We start from the raw sequence: 19,842 nt of genomic DNA, 5'->3' as shown, positions 1-19,842 counted from the left end.
TCCAACGGTCCGCCGCTCACTCCGCCCGAGATGCCGGACGGCGTGTTCCTGGTCCTGCAGCAGGGCCTGCTGGAACGCCGCTGCCTCGATATCACCTACCGTTCCCGTTCGAAGGGGCAGGTTAAAGACCACCGGATCCATCCGCTGGCACTCGTGTTCCGGGAGCCGGTTACCTACTTGCTGGCCACGATGGAACCGCATCAGGATGTCGTGCATCTGGCGGCCCACCGTATCGAGGCCGCGGCCCTGACCGATCAGCCCGCCCGCGATCCCGAGGGCGGATTCGACCTCGACCAGATCATCCGCAACGGCGCCTTCGACTATCCCGAGGGTGATGCCATCCCCCTGGAACTCCGGGTAAATGCGGACCTTGCCTACCACCTCCACGAGGCGCGCTTGGCGGAAGACCAGCTCATTGAGCGGGGTCCCGACGGTACCTCGCGTGTGACGGCCACCGTGCGCGACACCGCCCGGCTCAAGTGGTGGCTGTTGGGTCTGGGTGCGGGCGTCGAGGTCGTTGGACCCCCGTCACTGCGCGACGCCATTGCCCAGGAATTGGAATCCGCCCGTCTGGCCTACCGGGCGAAGGATCCCGCATGAGGGCCTTCCGTGCCTTGCGCAACAGCTGGGCGTGCTTGTCCGGTCGCAGGCGCCTGGCAACGCGCGAGGACATTCGGGCATGGACCGTGGGCAATCTGTTGCTGGAGCTTCCGCGGTGCACCCGCCGTGTTCGGCTTCTGTCACCCCAGCAGGGGCCGTCAGGCGGCGGCTGTGAATGGATTGTTTCCGCCCGCGACCTGGAGCACTGGCTGGAAGAACGTGACTCGCCTGTGGTCGCGGCAAGACCGGACGGGCCTCGTCGGGCCTTTCGGTTATGGCTGCAGGCCGCGGACGATCGTGTCGATGCGATCACCGATCTCCCGGACGCGTTTCGGTCCGAACTGCGCGGCCGGTTCACGCAAATGGTTTCGGCGATCGCGGGAGAACTTCGCTGTGTGCAATGCGATGACGTCGTGACGTGTCCGGAAGAAGTGTGCAGCGATAAAACCCACGACGGGGCCTTCACCGTCTGGACGACGCAGACCCGATGTGTGCGAGGGCATGACCTGTTCAGCGAGGCGCACGCGACCGAGTTTTATTTCGGGGGACGGACGAGTCGTGACTCGGCCTCTCCATCAAGTCGCAGGCAACAGGCTAGGGCCTGAACGAAACAGGGGAAGAGATAGTGATCAGCGGGAAACTGGCAGGGCTGATGTTGGGGGGGATGTTACTGGCCGGGTGCACCACGACGCCTGTCAGCCTGGATCCTGCCCAGAGCAGTGACACGGTTGGCGTCGGTTCGGCGAATGTCGAGATGGGTTCCGTTACGGACAGTCGGCAACACGGCTCGCACTGGTTGGGGGCCATTCGGGGTGGTTTCGGGAACCCGTTGCAGACGCTCGAGACCGAGGAGCCGGTATCCGAGGTGGTTCGCGGACAGTTCATCACGGGGCTGGAACAGCGCGGCATGCTGGCGCAGGAAGGAGAGGGGGATTTCATCCTGGAGGTCGATATCGAGCAACTGGATTCGAACCAGGTGATGCGGCGTGAGGCGCATTCGAGGCTTGATGTCACCCTGATCGAACAGGGCTCGCGCACGATCGCCTACGAGAATTCGGTTCGCTCAAGCAATGTCGAGGGCGGTGCCGGGGGCGGCGTCTTCGCATCCATCGAGAAGCTGGAAGAGATCCTGACGCGGACCCTGTGGGAGACGATCGACGAGGCCCTAGACGACGAGCGACTGCATCAGGCCATCGCCCACGGCCCCGCCGAGGCTCAGGTATCCAGTGAGTTGGAGGCGGATATCGAGGCGCTCCGACGGCTTCGAGACCGCGGTGTCATTACGGAAGACGAGTACCGCGAGCGCGTACTGCATCTGGTGGACTGATGGGCGGTTGCAAATCGGGAAGGTTTCTCGGACCTGACCGGTGTTCTCGTTCCTCTTCGAGAGCATCGAGTCTGCATTTTATCCGGGGGGTAATGGATGGGGTGGGCGGTGAGCTCGCGCGGCTTCGTCCTTTTGCCAAAAGTTTCTGGTCCTGTGGCGCGCTTTGCGGATCAAGGTGGTGATATGAAAGGAATTTCGAAGATCGTTCCAGTGGTCACATTGTTGTTGATGATCGTATCTACGGCCGAAGCGCGGGATGTTTACCGTTGCACCGATCCAGATGGCGGTACAACGTTGTCCGATAGGCCTTGCGCAGGGACGCCTAGCGGGACGCTCAGGCTGAATCCAGATGCAAATGTGCTCGATGGATCCGGTGATCGACGCTTTCGGGCTGAGCGAGAGTCGCGCCAAAGGCTGGAAGAGCGGGAGCGCCAGGCGGTGACTCAGCGCGTCCCAACGGGACCCACGATGGAGCACGAGTGCTCATCAATGGAGATCCATCATTATTCGACGTTTGAGCGGGAAACGGTAGTCGGCGGATTCGTGGATGGCACCGTGGATCCCGGCGGTTTCGTTTCCGGAACCGTAAGCGGAGGTCAGGTGAGAAAAAATCGATGTGTGAACGTTCAGTTTCTCATAAAGGGCCACGGTGGCCGAATCAATAACAGCCGATACATGCGCGAGTTGGCGTCGAATTTCGTCGCGGTTTTTTCGAATGGTGCGAGGCGAGAGGGGGAGCGCGCTCGAGTGAGTACGCCGGGCCGCATCCATTTTGGTGAGATCCAATCGGGCAGCGTTTGTTTCGGCGAGAGTGATTTCGAGATTACTGACCTCGTCTGCAACTGATCCTGTGAGGCAACCTACGGGAGCAGCCCCTGCGTATTGACGAGCTGAAACAGGTGCTCGAGGGCGGCTCATTCCAGCCTCGTGGGCCTCGGGACTCAGGCGGCGGCAATTGTCGCCTGAAGCTGGCAGGCTGGGGGTTGGGCGCGAGCAATAACGCCATTGGCGTGTTCGCGCGGCGTGAAGGTTTGCTGCAACAATGCGGGCACTATCGGGTGCCCGGCCTTGGGCAGTGCTGGAAAAGACAGGGGAGCAGGGCTTGAACACGGAGAATCATTCGGAGACGGCGGCGTGGATCTGGTCGGTGGCGGATCTGCTGCGAGGGGACTTCAAGCAGTCGCAGTACGGGCGGGTGATCCTGCCGTTCACGCTGCTGCGGCGGCTGGAGTGCGTGCTGGAGCCGACCAAGGACGGCGTGCTGGCCGTGGCCAGGGAGCACCAGAACAAGCCCGACACCGTCCGTGAGCAGATATTGTTGCGGCAGGTCGATCAGCCGTTCTTCAACACTTCGCCGCTATCGCTGGGCAGTCTGTCAGACACGCAGACGGCCGAGGACCTGATGAGCTACATCGAGTCCTTCAGCACCCATGCCCGCGAGATTTTCGATCACTTCCACTTCGAGGACTTCGTCGAGCAGCTCGCGGCCAACAACCTGCTTTATCAGGTGGTGCAGCGTTTCGCCGCGATCGACCTGCGCCCGGCGCGCATCACCAACTTCGGGATGGGCCTGATCTTCGAGGAGCTGATCCGCAAGTTCGCGGAGAGCTCCAACGAGACGGCGGGGGAGCACTTCACCCCGCGCGACATCGTGCACCTGACCACCTCGCTCGTGCTCACCGGGCAGGAGCACAAGCTCAAGCCGCACAGTATCGTCACCGTGTACGACCCCACCTGCGGTACCGGCGGCTTCCTGTCCGAGAGCGACGAGTATGTCCAGCAGATCAGCCAGGACGTGACCGTGTCCCTGCATGGGCAGGAGCTGAACCCCGAGTCCTACGCCATCTGCAAGGCGGACATGCTGGTCAAGGGCCAGAACGTCGAGAACATCAAGCTCGGCAACACCCTCTCCGACGACCAGCTCGACGAGCTGCAGGCCGACTTCATGCTCGCCAATCCGCCGTTCGGCGTGGAGTGGAAGAAGGTCCAGAAGCAGGTCACCGACGAGCACAACCACAAGGGCTTCAACGGCCGTTTCGGCCCCGGCCTGCCGCGTGTGTCCGACGGCTCGCTGCTGTTCCTGCTGCACCTGGTCAGCAAGATGCGTGACCCGCGCAAGGGTGGCTCGCGCATCGGCATCATCCTCAACGGCTCGCCCCTGTTCACCGGCGGGGCCGGCAGCGGCGAGTCCGAGATCCGGCGCTACCTGCTGCAGCACGACATGGTCGAGGCCATCATCGGCCTGCCCACCGACATGTTCTACAACACCGGCATCGCCACCTACATCTGGGTGCTGAACAACAACAAGCCGGCGGAGCGCCGTGGCCGGGTGCAGCTCATCGACGCCACCGACCGTTACGCCAAGATGCGCAAGTCGCTGGGCTCCAAGCGCCAGTACATCGACGACGCCAACATCGACGCCATCGTTCGCACCTACGGCAGCCTGGAGGAGAGCGACAAGAGCAAGTTCTTCCCAATCGAGGCCTTCGGCTATCGCCGCATCACCGTCGAGCGCCCGCTGCGTTTGAACTTCCAGGCTAGCCCCGAGCGCATCGAACGCATGCTGGCCGAAAAGCCGATCCAGAAGCTGGACGAGACCACCCGCCTCGGCGTGCAGGCCGCCTGCGAGCGGCTGGACGCGGACCACGTCTACACCAACCGCGAAGCCTTCCTGAAAGACCTGAAGGCCCAGTTGAAGGCGCTCGATATCAAGCTGGGGGCCCCGGCCCTCAAGGCCCTCTGGAGCGGCCTGAGCGAACGCGACCCCGAAGCGGATATCTGCACCGACAAAAAGGGCAACCCGGAACCGGACAGCGACCTGCGCGATACCGAGAACGTCCCGCTGAACGAGGACGTGTTCGACTACTTCGAACGCGAGGTGAAACCGCACGTGCCGGACGCCTGGATCGACGAGGACAAACGCGACGAGCAGGACGGCGAGATCGGCATCGTCGGCTTCGAGATCCCCTTCAATCGCCACTTCTACGTGTTCCAGCCCCCACGCCCGCTGGAGGAGATCGACGCCGACCTGAAGGCCGTCACCACCCGCATCAAGCAGATGATCGAGGAGCTGTCGGCGTGAGCTTCCCGAGGTATCCCGAGTATAAGGACTCCGGCGTCGAGTGGCTGGGTGAGGTGCCGGCGCATTGGGCTATTCCCAAGCTAAAGCATGTAGCCAATATTCGGAATGGCCGAGATTACAAAGAAGTTGAGACCGAAGATGACAATGGATACCCCGTAATTGGCTCAGGTGGGCAATTTTCACGCGCAACCGGATATCTTTACAGTGGCGAATCGGTTTTGCTTGGCCGCAAGGGAACGATTGATCGTCCTCTATATATTAACGGCTCATTCTGGACCGTGGATACTATGTTTTATACCGAGCTTGCTGCCGGTATCGATGGGCGGTTTTTGTTTTACTACGCGACCACATTCCCATTCGGTCTATATTCGACCAATACAGCCTTGCCTAGCATGGCTCAAGAGGACTTGGCAAACCTGAATATTGCAGTTCCGAAAGTCCAGGAACAGAGACAGATTGCCGCCTTCCTCGGCCACGAGACCGGGAAGATCGATGCCCTGATCGAGGAGCAGCGGCGGCTGATCGAGCTGCTGAAGGAGAAGCGGCAGGCGGTGATCTCCCACGCAGTCACCAAGGGCCTCGACCCCAACGTGCCCATGAAGGACTCTGGCGTCGAGTGGCTGGGCGAGGTGCCGGTACACTGGGAGCTCTGGAAGGTGTCACATGCATTCAGAGGGATCGGGAGCGGGACTACCCCGCCCAGTAATCAGACTCAATGGTATGAAGAAGGAACAGTCCCGTGGGTTACGACCAGTGAACTGCGTGAATCCTCTATCGTTGACACGAAAAAACGAATTACCGAACGAGCCCTGAGTGAGTTTTCATCGCTACAAATGCATCCACCGGGCTCACTAGTAATAGCTATGTACGGGGCGACAATTGGAAGGCTTGGATTTCTGAATGTCGCCGCGACGACCAATCAAGCGTGTTGTGTCCTTTCGAGGCCGGAGGCAGTTGAACCGGCTTTCGCGTTCTATTGGTTTCTTGCTTTTAAGGATGTGGTCATTCGACTGTATGCTTCAGGGGGCGGGCAGCCGAATATAAATCAAGAGACTATTGCAGCACTTCGTGTCGCTGCTCCATCCAGGCAAGAACAGCAGTCTATCGCGCAGTTTCTGCATCAGAACTTGGCGGGCATCGATGCTCTGATAGAGGAGGCACAGAGCGCGATATCACTTTTTCAGGAGCGGCGCTCGGCTCTGATCTCCTCCGCCGTCACAGGCAAGATCGACGTACGCGGCTGGCAGGCCGGAGTCGAGTCGGATGAACCGGAGCTGGCGATGGTCGCCGAGGAGCCGGCCGGGTATTCGGCGCAAGGCGGTGCCGCATGACCCAGGGCCGCAGCATCCGCCTGTTCCTGGTCGATGGCACGCCGCACGGGCTGCTGACGGCGGAGATCATGAACTGGACCGGGCATGTGCTTACCGGGCCGCGCGGCAAGCTGAGCGAGCTGGTGCAGCGGCCGGAGTGCGGTCGCACTGGGGTGTACTTTCTGGTGGGGCCGGATGCGGAGAACAGCGTGCGCCCGCAGGTGTACATCGGCGAGTCGGATGATGTCGGCAAGCGGCTCAAGCAGCACAACCGCACCGAGGAGCAGGGCGGCAAGGACTTCTGGGAGAAGGTCTGCCTGATCACCAGCAAGGACCAGAACCTGACCAAGGCCCACGTGAAGGTCCTGGAGAGCCTGCTGATCCAGCAAGCCCAGCGCGTGGGCCGCTGCACCCTGGTCAACGGCACCCGCCACGACTACATCGGCCTGCCCGAGGCCGACCAGGCGGACATGGCCTTCTTCCTCGAACAGATCCGCACCGTGTTGCCGGTGCTGGGCTTCGAGTTCCTGCGCGACTCCAGCCGGCCCCCATCCAGGGAAGTGGCAGCCAACGTCACCCCTGCCCCCACTTCAGACGACGCCTCACCCCTCTTCCGCATGGTTCTGCCCAAGAACGGCCTCACGGCCTACGGACAGGAGATGGACGGCGAGTTTTTCGTCCTGGAAGGATCACAGGCTCGCGAGGCGTGGGTGGGCCCGACGCCCCACGGCTATCAGCGCATGTTCGAGCAACTGGTGGAGGAAGGGGTGCTCGTACCGGATGGCAATGGCCCTATGCGGTTTTCACGCGACTACGCATTTTCCAGCCCCAGTGCGGCCGCTGCTATGGTGGTCGGAAGAACCGCAAATGGCCGCAAGGAATGGCAGCGCGAGGACACCGGCCAAGCCTACGGCGAATGGCAGGAACAATTGGTCGCCGAAGCGGCGGAAGTAACCCCCGAAGAACCCTAAGAACGAGAAACGGAATGGCGGACAGCAAGGAAGCACGGTTCCAGCAGGACATCATCGACGCGATGACCGCCGATGGCTGGCTGACCGGTCCGGCCAGCGGGTACGACGCCGCGAACGCGCTGTATACCGAGGATCTGGTCGGATATCTGCAGGAGGCCTGGCCGGAGCGCTGGGAGAAGTTCGCCGCGAAGAACCCGCAGGACCCGCAGCGGGCCCTGGTGCGCGCGGTTACCCGCGAGCTGGAGCGCGGCAGCACGCTGGACGTGCTGCGCCACGGGGTGAAGACGCCCGGCGTGAAGCTGGATCTGTGCAGCTTCAAGCCCGACCACGGTATGAACCCCGACTCCCAGGCCCGCTACGGCGCCAACCGCCTGCGCGTAGTGCCGGAAGTCTCGTACTCGCCGCATGCCCGCAGCGGGGAGTACAACCCGCGGCTGGATTTGGTGCTGTTCGTCAACGGCATCCCCACCGCCACGCTGGAGCTGAAGAGCGAGTTCAAGCAGTCGGTGGAGAACGCCAAGCGCCAGTACCGCCGCGACCGGCCGCTGAAGGACCCGGTCACCCGTAAGTCCGAGCCGCTGCTGACCTTCAAGCGCGGGGCGCTGGTGCACTTTGCGGTCAGCCAGGACCAGGTGGCGATGACCACGCGCCTGAACGGCAAGGACACCTTCTTCCTGCCCTTCAACCAGGGCACCGAGGACGGCGGCGCCGGCAACCCCGCACCGCCGGACCCGGACAGTTATGCCACCGGCTACCTGTGGCAGCAGGTGTTCCAGCCCGATGCCTGGCTCAAGGTGCTCGGCCGCTTCCTGCATCTGGAGCAAAAGACGGTCGAGGACTTCCACGGCAAGCGCAGCAAGAAGGAGACCCTGATCTTCCCGCGCTTCCACCAGTGGGATGTGGTGAACCAGTTGATCGAGGCCACGCGAGAGGAAGGTGCTGGCCAGCGCTACCTGATCCAGCACAGCGCGGGCTCCGGCAAGTCCAACTCCATCGCCTGGATCGCGCACCAGCTTGCTTCGCTGTACGACGAGAGCGGCCAGAAGCTGTTCAACTCCGTGGTGGTCGTCACCGACCGCACCGTGCTGGACAGCCAGCTTCAGGACACGATCTACCAGTTCGAGCACGCGCACGGGGTGGTACGGCCCATCACCCGCGATGTCGGCAGCCAGAGCAAGTCGGAGCAACTGGGCGAGGCGCTGGCCGAGCAGACGCGCATCATCATCGTGACCATCCAGACCTTCCCGGCGCTGTTCGACGCGCTGGATAAGCGCCCGGAGCTGGCTGCCGGGCGCTACGCGGTGATCGCCGACGAGGCGCATTCCTCACAGACCGGCTCCTCCGCCACCAAGCTCAAGGCCATCCTGGGCACCGACAAGCCGGAAGATGAAGAAATTAGCGCCGAAGAGCTGATGGATGCCGCCGTCGCCTCGCGCAAGCCGACCGAGCGCATCAGCTACTACGCCTTCACCGCGACGCCCAAGGCGAAGACCCTGGAGCTGTTCGGGCGTCCACCGGATCCGGACCTACCGGCCTCGGCCGACAAGAAGCCCGAGCCGTTCCATCTGTACTCCATGCGCCAGGCGATCGAGGAAGGCTTCATCCTCGATGTGCTCAAGAACTACACTACCTATTCGACCGCCTGGAAGCTGGCCCACCCGCATGGCGATGACGAAGAGGTGGAGTCGCGCAAGGCCTCGACCAAGATCGCCCGCTGGGTGCGGCTGCACCCGCACAACATCAGCCAGAAGGTGGAGGTGATCGTCGAACACTTCCGCGCCAACGTGCGCCACCTGCTGGACGGCCAGGCCAAGGCGATGGTGGTGACCGGCAGTCGGCAGGAGGCGGTGCGCTACGCGCTGGCCATGCGCGAATACATCCAGGACAAGGGCTATGGCGACGTGCACGCACTGGTGGCGTTCTCCGGTTCCGTACTGCCGGACGAGGTGATCCCCGAGGAGGTGACCGAGCACAGCTCGCTGTTGAACCCGGGCCTGAAGGGGCGCGATCTGGCCGACGCGTTCAAGACCGTCGAGTACAACGTGATGATCGTGGCCAACAAGTTCCAGACCGGGTTCGACCAGCCCAAGCTCTGCGCCATGTACGTGGACAAGAAGCTCCACGGCGTGGAGTGCGTGCAGACGCTCTCCCGTCTGAACCGCACCTTCCCGGGCAAGGAGGACACGTTCGTCCTCGACTTCTTCAACGACGCCGAAGACATCCTCGAAGCCTTCCGCCCGTACTACAACAAGGCCGAGCTGGCCGACGTCTCCGACCCGAACGTCGTCTACGACTTGCAGCACAGCCTGGACGCCTCGGGCATCTACCACTGGGACGAGGTCGAGAACTTCGCCCGCGCATTCTTCAACCCCAAGGCCAACGCCAGCCAGCTCAGCTACTACTGCCAGCCCGCCAGGGAACGCTACACCACGCGCTACAAGGCCGTGCTCGAGCAGATCCAGACCTGGAAAGGCGCCTACGCCGAAGCCGAGCGCAATGGCGACAAGACCGGCCTGCACCGCGCCGAACAGGAGCTCAAGGACGCGCATACCACCCGCGACGAGCTGGACCTGTTCCGCAAGAACCTCCAGAGCTTCGTGCGCAGCTACGAGTTCCTCTCGCAGATCGTCGACTTCGAGGACCGAGAGCTGGAACAGCTCAATGTCTACGCCCGCGCCCTGCACCCGCTGCTGCGCATCGAAAACATCGAAGAAGACGCCATCGACGTCTCCGAACTGGAGCTGACCCACTACCGCCTGAACAAACGCGCCGAACAGCGCCTGAGCCTCGCGGAGGAGGGCGCCGACTACGACGGCCTCAAACCCGTCTCCGACGTCGGCTCCGGCAAGCCGCACGACCCGGAAAAGAAACGCCTCTCCGAGATCATCGACCAGCTCAACGAACTGTTCGGTGCCGAAGTGAGCGACGAAGACAAGCTCCAGTTCGCCAACGGCATCGCCGACCGCATCCGCCGCGACGAGGCCGTGATGGCCCAGGTCGAGAACCACAGCCCCGACCAGGTGATGCACGGCCTGTTCCCCAAGCGCGTCACTGACACCGTCCTCGACGCCATGACCGACCACGAAAAACTCTCCATGCAGGTCCTCGACGATCCCGAACGGCAACGCGACTTCGCCCTACTGATCCTGCGCCTGCTGACCGCCGGGACAGGGGATCAACGCCCTACCCCCACGAGGCCCGCTCAATGAACAAGCGTCTCAGGGCATTGGCGCTCGCTTCGGCAGCCCGGGAGCCGAACCGCACCACGCCGCAATCCCGCCATTCGGTTCTCCAAGCTGGCTTCCATCCGCGCATTGGCAACCGAACGGTATGCAGCGCTTTGCTCGCGGGATTTCACGGCCATGTGGGTGTTATACAGAATCTGTAGAGCGCCAATATCCCAGAATCTATCTAATACACTGTTGGGCTACAACAGAACGGCAGCATTGTATCAAGGAGAATTGCTATGCCATTCCGACCAAATCCCGAGTTTCGAAGAAATATTAATGGAGTTGTTCTTCCTCTGACAGCCGCAATAGCTTGGGTGTACGGCATTCGAGAAAGTGATGGCGCATATCCTTTGGGCGCGTTCTATACCGATAACGTAGACTCCCGAGTGTGGCGGTCCGCAGGAGGAATTTGGTACCAGCCAGTAGATGCCGAGAAGATTGCAGGCCGTCGAATCAGCGAAGAGCGAATTGAGGAATTTGCTGAGGGGATCATGACGGGGAGGGAGATTGCGCTTAACAACGGCTCGGTAGTTATTTGGGAGCGCATACCTGATGCCGTGGCACAATTACTTCCGACGCCTCAATGAAGCACAGCCCAACGAGGCAAATGTACTTGGAGGCCAAAAAGCTCCGCTCGTTCGTCGTCCTGCTTTTTGCCGCCGGTAATTTGCGGCGCTGGGCGTGTCAGACGAGGGTCCATCACTGGGGAGTGCGAGATTCCTGCTACCATGGATTGCTGCGTGATAATCAGAGATAAGAAAGAACTTCTTGCACTGCTACGGGAGAACAAGAAGGCCCACTACACATACATCCTCCGATTTCCAGACGGAACTCCGTTCTATGTTGGCATAGGTCAAGGTGCACGGATGTTCGCTCACGTGGAAGAAGCGCAACATCCGAGCGGAGAAAGCCTGAAGGTCGAGACGATTCGATGCATTTGGAGGGGCGGTGGCGAGGTGCTGCACACGGTGGATCGGCTGTACGACCGGGAGCCTTGGGATAGGGAAGCCGAGTTGATCCTTTCGTTAGGACAGCAGAAGCATGGTACCGGGCCGTTGACCAATGCTCAGGACTACGCACCCTCCCATAGCGTCGATGGGGTCGAGGTTCGTAAGTACCGCGATGTGCAGGGAGACGACGCTAATCGGATTCCAGATAGCTTCAAGCTTGTGGATGTAAGTCTGATGGCAGGCCCGCGCGAACCTCGCACGCGCACATCCGTCTTCGGAAAAATCTACACAGTACTCGAGGAGAACCCGGGGGTGACGGGGCGAGAGCTTGTGCATCTCCTTCAGCGGGTCGATTTCTCCGCTAACAAAAGCGCCTACACCCAATCTGGCGCCGTATGTGCAGCGTGGGTGTGTGGGTACATCGAGGGAGGATTCTTTCGAAGTGACCGGCAGCACATACAGCGCTGGATAGGCGGCGATGATTAGAGACAACGTCGATAAACTCAGGACCGCGGTGCTAGCTGAACCAGGGCCACTTGATAACCCGGGCAAGGTCCTTTACAGCACTGGGAGTACAAGGCGTCCCACGGCATTTTTCTCCCGGGCACGAAACCGCCACAAGTCTGGGGTCAGATCTTGCCTTTTTCTTTCTCGGGTTTGCGCCACAAGTCTGGGGTCAGATCTTGCCTTTTTCTTTCTCGGGTTTGCATGAGCCGATCAAAAGGGAAGATCTAACGCTGGTGGCGTTACGCAAAAAGGGAATGGGTAAGGCGTTTCTTTTGCCCTTGCAAGTTTCCGCCGAGGGGCAAAAGGCGTGGTCTGAACCCGGGTTTTTACGACTTTTTTTGAGTCTGTATAACGGTTTTATGCTGACGTCTACCTATATCCGGCGCCATATCCAAAGGAGACAAAGGGATGTTTGAGAAGTTTCGCCGGGCCTCGGCTGCGTCCCGGTTACGCGAAGAGCAGCTTTATGAGCAGGTTGTGAATGAGTTATCAAGGGGCTAAGGCGTGATGGACTTTGGGCAAAAGCGCTAGAAGACGCCAGTGGAGCAGAGGCCAAAGCAAAAGCATTGTATATTCGGTATCGAGTACAATCGATCAAAGACGAAATTGAAATGTTTGATTCCATGAAAGAGGGGGAGGACTCGGATCGCACTGCGCAAATAGACGACCCAGAGACGAGAGCGAGACGTTTCGGATTATCCGACGAGGATATTGAATATCTTGGCAAGCCCATTGAGGCGACGCGATATTCAGGTAAATATAAAATTAACGAAGTGAACTTGTGGCAGGCAATAAGTCGGGGTAGAATTCGAGGTGTAAAATGTCGAGGAAGTCTTTGGGTTCAAGATAAGAAACCGACTTGAACTCATTAATCCCTGTTTGGATGGTATATTTTCTCAGCTCTGGGCGCGTGGGGGTAGGGGGGGGGTGCGCGACAGGTGGCGCTGCAAGAAGATGTGTTTAGAAGGAATTTGAAGTGAGGTATAGCATGCGAAAACTGCGGGTTATCAGTAGTCTATCGCTGTTGTTTGTCCCTGGATTGTCACTTTCGGATTACAGGATCATCGGGGATCAAACAGGGGCGAGTGGAACTACGTTTTTAGATATACTAGTAGGGCTGGTTATTTTCGTTGTTTTCTTAGGGTGGTGGTCGTATCTGGTTATTGATAACGAGGCCAAACTTTGGCTTTACATTGTGTTGGTGGGTGGGTTTGGGGCGGTTCTGACAGAGTTTTCGAAAAATGAGTTTGGGCAAACTCTGGGCTGGGTTTTTATAGGAGCGACTGTGATCGTTTGGTTTTTGCGCTCTTGGTTCGATAAGCCGAGTGGAAAGGTTTGACTCTTGTACTGAATGGATTTAGGGCGGCCGGAATTCATAGACGGGGTCGGACCACGGTAACGAACTGAAAATGCGGATGAAGACCTCGGAATGGGGTCTGTATTTTGGCTTAAGCCTACAATTTCTGTTCTCAAATTGCCATTCCAGGGAGGGAGGCCATGCCACGGGCGAAATGCCATATGTTGGGGGCGGACCTCTGTAGGTTGCTGAAAACGAATTCGTTAAAAGGGGTGCAGGCGGCTCTAGGAATCTTAGAAGGGTGGTTTTGGGGCGAAGATGATGGTCTGGCGGTGTGGTTCGGGCCGGTATGAGGTGGCCCTGGCGCAAGGGGGAGGGAAAGGGAATGCTCCAGTCGAGAATAGCCTGGCTTGATCACGATGCGGAGGCACGCGAACGGAGCATGCGTGTTCTGGCAATGTTCGGGGAGCGCGATACCCGTGATGAGCTGGGGCTGGGCTCTATTCGGGACAATCTGGCGGATTTGCTGTTTCCGGGTACGAGTACGATTCAGACGCGGTTGCGTTACATGTTCTTCGTGCCCTGGGTGTACCAGCAGGTTGAGTCGGAGTTGGCTCGCGGAGCATTGGAGGCGGATCGTGTGCCGGCGAGGGCCTCGGATCTGGAATTCCGGATCGTGGATGCGTTGCTGGATTCGGACGATCAGGGTGGGGTGTTTGGGGTGGGGTCGGGGCGTACGCTGAAACGCCTGCCGAGTTCGGTGTACTGGGCCGGGCTTGAGTCGTGGGGTATTCGGGAGGTTTCGCTGTCACAGGATCGCTACGAGCGAAGTGTGGCGGGGCTGGTGGGACGGAGACAAGCGGCCCAGTCCCTTCGGTCGGAGGTGGATGGGGATGCCGGCGGTTTGGAGTATCGGACCTGGCATGCGGGGTTGCCGGACGCGCCCGAGCGTTTCCCGTCCGGCATCTCGCTTTCGCTCACGAGCGGAGAGGCGGCCTTCATTCTGGATCGGGTGCGCGAATGCCATCCGTCGAGCCTGTTGGCCCATCTTTTCGAAGGCTGTTCGCCCGCAGACGTGGATTATCCCTGGGAGCATCCGGATCGCTCGGGCTTCAGTGATAGCCAGCAGGAATTACTGGACCATGCGGAGAAGCTCGCGGTGCTCGCGCATGGGGCCTTTCTGCTCTACAACCTGGCGCTTTCCGAACGAAGGGAACGCGAGGACTGGGTGAAGTACTACCAACGTCGGTTGGATGAGTGGTCTGCATCTGCCCAGTGGTTGCCGTTCGCAGAATGGAGTCTGGATGAGCTGTTCGGGTGGGTCATGGCGGGTTCGCTGCGAGTATCGGAGGATGCGCGTACGTTTCTTCGCGACTGGCTTGCGAAGGTGCTCGAATGTGGGTGCGATGGAGAGCGGCTCCGTGCGGATAAGGGGGCGCGTGAGTTGATCCGACTGCGCGAATCGCTCCTCAAGAAGTCGCGCTCCCGGTTCAACAACCCGCAGGCGCTCACGCAATGGAGCGGTAAATCGGGTGCGGATCGCTACAACTACCGCTGGGCGACGGTGACTCGGTTCCATCGGGATCTGCACGCAGCGTTTCAGCGGGATGGCGGCTGATGCTCGATCCCAACGGTCGGAACCTCTACACCCATCTGCTCACACCGCCCCCCGGATACTTGCTGGACCAGGCACTGGGCACGACGTTCTCGCTGGATATCCCGACGCTGCTGACGATTCCCGTGCATTTGTCGCTGCTGGGTGCAGAGCGGCGGGATGACGGCATCGCGGTGTATGAGTCGGTCCGGCGGACGATGGACCGGGTGACGCTCTATCTCCAGCGTGGCCAAATGCGCGCGCCGCAGAAGGAAAACCACCTGTTCGGATTGCTGGAGCCCTGCATGGTGGAGGTGGAACCGCCCGGCAGCGGGGTCTTTCATCCCAAGATCTGGGTGTTGCGGTTTATGCCGGACGACGGGGTGAGTGATACACCGCTGCTGCGTGTCGCGATTCTGTCGCGCAATGTGACCGATGATCGCTCCTGGGACCTTTCGCTGCAGCTTGATGGGTGGGTGGGGACCGGCCCTTCTGCGGTGAACCGGCCGCTGGCTCGATTGGTGGAGGCATTGCCGGGGCTTGCCACCCGGGCGATCGATCCAGATCGGCGTGAACAGGCGCAAGCACTGGCGCGAGACGTGATGGACTGCGAGTTCGAGTTGCCCGGGGGCCTGGATTCGATCGAATTCGCGGTTCTCGGCTGGCCGACGAGTCGGTGGCGCGCGGAGCCGAGCGACCGACTCGCCGTGATCTCTCCGTTCGTGAAAGACGAAGCATTGAGGCAACTGGCCAGCGTCAGCGCCCAGCCGGTGGCGTTGATTTCTCGACCGGAGGAGCTGGAGTCTCTGTCCTCGGCGTCTTTCACTGCCTTCGGGGGTTGTTACGCGCTGCACGAGGCGGCGGAGAGCGAGGACAACGAGGGCGAGATTGATCACGACACGCACGGGCTCCATGCGAAGGTCTGGATTGCGGAGCAGGGGCCACAAACGGTCATGACCCTCGGCTCTGCAAACGTTACCGATGCCGCCCTGGGCGGGCAGAACAATGTGGAAGTAATTGCGACCCTGCGGGGCCCGCGCCGTGAGATCGGGGGTATTGATGACCTCCTTGGCGAGAAGGGACTCGGGAGCGTGTTACAGCGCTGGGAGCCAGGGGTGGGCGCGGCCACAGAAACGGATAAGCTGGCCAGAGCGGCGCAGGAGCGGCTGGAACGCGCGCGTAAAGCGCTTGCCCGGGGTGAACTAGCGGTCGAATGCGAACCCGGGGCTACGGAGGGCATGTGGCGGTTGTGGTTGCTCGGGCGAGTCGAGCTGCCCGAGTCGGTCGTCTGTCATGTTTGGCCGGTAAGCCGCCCGCCGGGCGACGCATTGATGTTCGGGGCAGGTGAAGAGGCGGGGCGGATCGAGCTTGCTCATTCCGGGGCGGCCTACCTCACCGGTCTCATCGCCTTCGAACTGTCGGATCCGGCGGCGGAGCAGCCGCTGCGCTTTGCATTGAACCTGCCGATCGAGGGCCTCCCGGCGGAGGAACGGGAGGCCGCTATCCTGCGTGCGGTGGTAAAGAACCGGGACGGTTTTCTACGGTACCTGATGTTGTTGCTGGCCGGCGACGAAGCCTCCGCGGCGGCCTTCATGCCGACGGCCGGGAGCGGGCACGGGCGTTGGCACAAGGCGGCACTGGACGAATTGCCGTTGCTGGAAGAAATGACCCGGTGCTACAGCCGCGAGCCGGAGCGGCTTCAGGATATCGCCGGGATGATCGAGCGCCTGCAAGGGCGCACGGGCACGTCGGACCTCGTGCCGCCGGAGTTCGACCAACTGTGGCAGACGTACCAGCAAGCGATGGAGCGACGCGGTGACTGAGATCGAAGGCTTCAAAGCTGCGCCGGTGCTCGCCTCGCTCAAGCCGTTCCAGCGACGGACGGTCGACTATGCATTCGAGCGGCTGTTCGCTGCGGACGGGAGCGGGCGTTTTCTGGTGGCGGATGAGGTGGGGTTGGGCAAGACCCTGGTTGCACGCGGTGTGATCGCGCGGAGCCTGGAAGCGCTGAGCGGGCAACAGGGTCGAGTCGACATCATCTACGTGTGCTCGAACGCGGCGATTGCGCAACAGAACGTTCGGCGGATGAATGTCCTGGAGAAAAATGATTTTGCCCTGGCGAGCCGTCTGACGCTGCTGCCGGAGACGGTCCATCAGCTCAATCAGAACCCCGTTAACTTCATCAGCCTGACACCGGGCACGACCTTCAATCTGCGTTCAAGTACCGGTATCGCCAGGGAGCGGATCCTGCTGTTCCACATGCTGGAGGGTATGGAGGGATTGAGTCGGATCGGACTGCGCAATGGTTTGCAGTGCAGCGTGGGCGAGCGGTGGCATCAGATGCTGGAGGAAGGCCCGCCCGAGATGGATGCGGATCTGACGGCCTCGTTCTTCGAGGCCGTTCGTCTGGATCCCGAACTGCGTGATCGGTTGCGGCACCTGTGCGAAACGTTTGAACGTCCGGAGAATGAGCGGGGCAATGGGGCTAATGCCGAGCGCAATTTGGTGGTCGGCTTGCTGCGCCGGCGGCTGGCTCGAATCTGCCTCGAGGCGCTGCGCCCCTCTTTGGTGATTCTGGACGAGTTCCAGCGCTTCTCCGATCTGCTCGGAGGTGATACCGAAGAGGCAGAACTCGCCAATGACCTGTTCTCGCTGGATGGCTCCCGGCTGCTGTTGCTGTCGGCGACGCCGTACCGGATGCTGAGCATGCATGGCGAGGCCGATGAGGATCATCACGAGAACTTCCTCGCGACGGTTGGGTTTCTGTATGACGAACCCGGTGAAGTGGCACAGCTCCGCGGGGATCTCGAGGCCTATCGCCAGGGCTGCCGGCTGTTGGCCGACGGGGATCAAGGCACGATCCACGAGGCGCGGGAGCGCCTGCAGGCGCGCTTGATGAAGGTTATGTGCCGCACGGAACGGGTCGGTCTGACCCGTAGGCGCGATGCGATGCTGGAGGGCGATGAACGTGAGGTTCGCCTCAAGCCAGACGATCTCGAGTATGCCCGGGTCGTCGACGCTACGGCGCGGGCGGCGGGCCTGCCGGATGTGATCGAGTACTGGAAGTCGATCCCGTACATGCTGAGTTATATGCGCGATTATCAGATCCGCAGGGAGCTCGATGCGCTGGGTGACGCGCCCTCGGCCGAGTTGAGGCAGGTCGTCGGAGCCGGGCGGGACCTGAGTTCCATCGATCCTCGGCGGATCGAGGGTTATAGGGCGTTGGAAATGCCGCATGCGCGGATTCGCGGCTTCGTCGACGAGACCGTGGATAAGGGCTTGTGGAAGCTGCTTTGGCTACCACCGTCTCTACCGTACAGCGAGCCCGCCGGTCCCTGGGCCGAGATGGGTGATGTGACCAAGCAACTGGTGTTTTCGGCCTGGAATGCGGTGCCGGATGCCATTGCGACGATTTGCTCTTATGAGGCTCAAGCCAGGGCGTTTGCCGGAGAGGACGGGAACGTCACGTACAGCAATACCTACGAGCGTGTGCGGCCCCTGCTGCGGTTTCAAACGGATGCTGCCGGCCGGCTGACCGGGATGCCGGCGTTGATGCGGATCCTGCCGGCGCCTCGTCTGGCTCGGGAAGTGGATCCGCTTCGCATCGCTGTTGAATTGGGGGATGGCACGCCCCCTTCGCTTGATGTGGTGTTGGGAGAAGCAACACGACGATGTTCAGCGCTTTTGGCGGAGCTGCCACCCGGCGATGCGGACGGTCGCATCGACGAACGTTGGTATTGGGCGGCAATCGCGATGCTGGAGCGTGACTCGGCCCTGATGACCTGGATGCAGGCGGCGTCTGGTTGGTCCGAGGCCATCCCCGAACGTGAGAGCAGTGATCAGTTCCAGGCTCACGTCGATCACATGGTCGAGACTATGCGCAATGGGCTGGATCTGGGGCGGCGGCCACCCGACCTGGCCGAGGTGCTGGCCCTTTTTGCGCTGGGTGGCCCGGGGGCTTGTTCCGTGCGCGCGCTGCGGCGCGTAGCCCCGGATGTCGATTGGAATGCGGCAGCACTCCTGTCTGGAGCGGCGCGGATCGCGAATGGCTATCGGACCCTGTTCAACCTCCCTGAGAGTATCGTTCTGATCCAGAATCGGGATGAGCTCCCGTACTGGCGCCAGGCGCTGGAGTACGCGGTCGAGGGGAACATTCAGGCCGTGCTGGACGAGCAGGTGCATGTGTTGCCGGAACAGCTTGGCCTTGCGGGTGCACCTTCCGCCGACCGCATCGGTGGCGTCTCCAGGGCTGTAGCGGAATCGCTGTCCATGCGCTCGGCGCAGCTCAAGGTGGATGACGTTCGCGTGAAGCAACGCCGTCTCGCCGTCGACGACGTCATGATCCGGTGCCGTTTTGCCCTGCGCTTTGGTGACATGCGAGACGATACCGGCGGTGCCATTGCGCGCGCCGACTCCGTACGGGCCGCTTTCAATTCACCGTTTCGTCCCTTCGTTCTGGCCAGCACATCGGTGGGGCAGGAGGGGCTGGATTTTCACACCTGGTGCCATTCCGTCGTTCACTGGAACCTGCCGTCGAACCCGGTGGACATGGAGCAGCGGGAGGGACGCGTCCACCGTTACAAGGGGCATGCCGTGCGCCGAAACGTGGCGCAGGATATCGGCTTGCATGCGCTCGCAGCATGGGATGGCGAAGGAGATCCGTGGACGTATCTCTTTGAGCGCGCGGAAGGTACCGATTCCGGGCGGGAGTCCGATCTTGCCCCCTGGTGGATCTATGAGGCGGGTGATGCACGCATTCAGCGGCGCGTTCTGCTTCTGCCGTTGAGCCGGGATGTCGGCCGCCTCAAGAATATGAAACGCCAGTTGGCGCTCTACCGCATGGTGTTCGGCCAACCGCGCCAGGAAGACCTGATCGTGTACCTCGATCACGCCCTTCCGGAAGACGCGCCAGAGGACTGGCAGATCTCGTTACTGCCTCCCGCGACGTAACGGCCGTCACCGGATTTCGACAGA

14 protein-coding genes are annotated in these 19,842 nt (G+C 61.2%); all 14 read left to right on the top strand.

Features of this window, described 5'->3' with window-relative positions; translation table 11 throughout:
- Positions 1–600, top strand: a 600-nt coding sequence (locus tag F572_RS0103815) for a YafY family protein (RefSeq protein WP_026181391.1), incomplete at its 5' end; no start/stop codon positions are given.
- Complete coding sequence (locus F572_RS16055; RefSeq protein WP_017942199.1) at positions 597–1,205, top strand: hypothetical protein; 609 nt, start codon at positions 597–599, stop codon at positions 1,203–1,205. The genes F572_RS0103815 and F572_RS16055, both read left to right, overlap by 4 nt.
- Positions 1,206–1,225: 20 nt before the next feature.
- Positions 1,226–1,927, top strand: a complete 702-nt coding sequence (locus tag F572_RS0103805) for a YajG family lipoprotein (protein ID WP_026143053.1) — start codon at positions 1,226–1,228, stop codon at positions 1,925–1,927.
- 108 nt (positions 1,928–2,035) lie between these two features.
- Positions 2,036–2,773, top strand: coding sequence for a DUF4124 domain-containing protein (locus tag F572_RS15020; protein ID WP_196794007.1), 738 nt, complete (start codon positions 2,036–2,038; stop codon positions 2,771–2,773).
- A 256-nt stretch (positions 2,774–3,029) separates the two neighbouring features.
- Positions 3,030–5,009, top strand: coding sequence for a class I SAM-dependent DNA methyltransferase (locus F572_RS0103800; RefSeq protein ID WP_017942201.1), 1,980 nt, complete (start codon positions 3,030–3,032; stop codon positions 5,007–5,009).
- Positions 5,006–6,340 (top strand): restriction endonuclease subunit S, encoded by a 1,335-nt coding sequence (locus tag F572_RS0103795; protein WP_155983904.1) that lies wholly within the window; start codon positions 5,006–5,008, stop codon positions 6,338–6,340. The genes F572_RS0103800 and F572_RS0103795 overlap by 4 nt, the downstream gene beginning before the upstream one ends.
- Positions 6,337–7,290, top strand: coding sequence for a GIY-YIG nuclease family protein (locus F572_RS0103790; protein ID WP_017942203.1), 954 nt, complete (start codon positions 6,337–6,339; stop codon positions 7,288–7,290). The genes F572_RS0103795 and F572_RS0103790 overlap by 4 nt, the downstream gene beginning before the upstream one ends.
- A gap of 14 nt (positions 7,291–7,304) precedes the next feature.
- On the top strand, positions 7,305–10,499 hold the full coding sequence (locus F572_RS0103785) for a type I restriction endonuclease subunit R (RefSeq protein WP_017942204.1): 3,195 nt from the start codon (positions 7,305–7,307) through the stop codon (positions 10,497–10,499).
- Positions 10,500–10,756: 257 nt separating this feature from the next.
- Positions 10,757–11,107 (top strand): hypothetical protein, encoded by a 351-nt coding sequence (locus F572_RS15630; protein WP_155983905.1) that lies wholly within the window; start codon positions 10,757–10,759, stop codon positions 11,105–11,107.
- A gap of 153 nt (positions 11,108–11,260) precedes the next feature.
- Positions 11,261–11,956 (top strand): GIY-YIG nuclease family protein, encoded by a 696-nt coding sequence (locus F572_RS15755; RefSeq protein ID WP_196800611.1) that lies wholly within the window; start codon positions 11,261–11,263, stop codon positions 11,954–11,956.
- A 1,009-nt stretch (positions 11,957–12,965) separates the two neighbouring features.
- Positions 12,966–13,316 carry a hypothetical protein gene (locus F572_RS15625; protein ID WP_155983907.1) on the top strand — a complete coding sequence of 117 codons (351 nt, stop codon included), beginning with the start codon at positions 12,966–12,968 and terminating at the stop codon, positions 13,314–13,316.
- Between the two features lie 343 nt (positions 13,317–13,659).
- On the top strand, positions 13,660–14,892 hold the full coding sequence (locus F572_RS0103770) for a DUF6361 family protein (protein WP_017942207.1): 1,233 nt from the start codon (positions 13,660–13,662) through the stop codon (positions 14,890–14,892).
- A complete protein-coding gene (locus tag F572_RS0103765) occupies positions 14,892–16,691 on the top strand; it encodes a phospholipase D family protein (RefSeq protein WP_017942208.1) in 1,800 nt (599 codons plus the stop codon). Before F572_RS0103770 ends, F572_RS0103765 begins: the two co-directional genes overlap by 1 nt.
- Positions 16,684–19,818 carry a helicase-related protein gene (locus F572_RS0103760; protein ID WP_017942209.1) on the top strand — a complete coding sequence of 1,045 codons (3,135 nt, stop codon included), beginning with the start codon at positions 16,684–16,686 and terminating at the stop codon, positions 19,816–19,818. Before F572_RS0103765 ends, F572_RS0103760 begins: the two co-directional genes overlap by 8 nt.
- Positions 19,819–19,842 lie beyond the last annotated feature (24 nt).

This window comes from Thioalkalivibrio sp. ALE14, assembly GCF_000376845.1.
In the GTDB taxonomy this organism is placed as follows: Bacteria; Pseudomonadota; Gammaproteobacteria; order Ectothiorhodospirales; family Ectothiorhodospiraceae; genus Thioalkalivibrio.
Note: the sequence above shows the minus strand (reverse complement) of the source record. Positions and strands in the feature narration are given on the sequence as shown.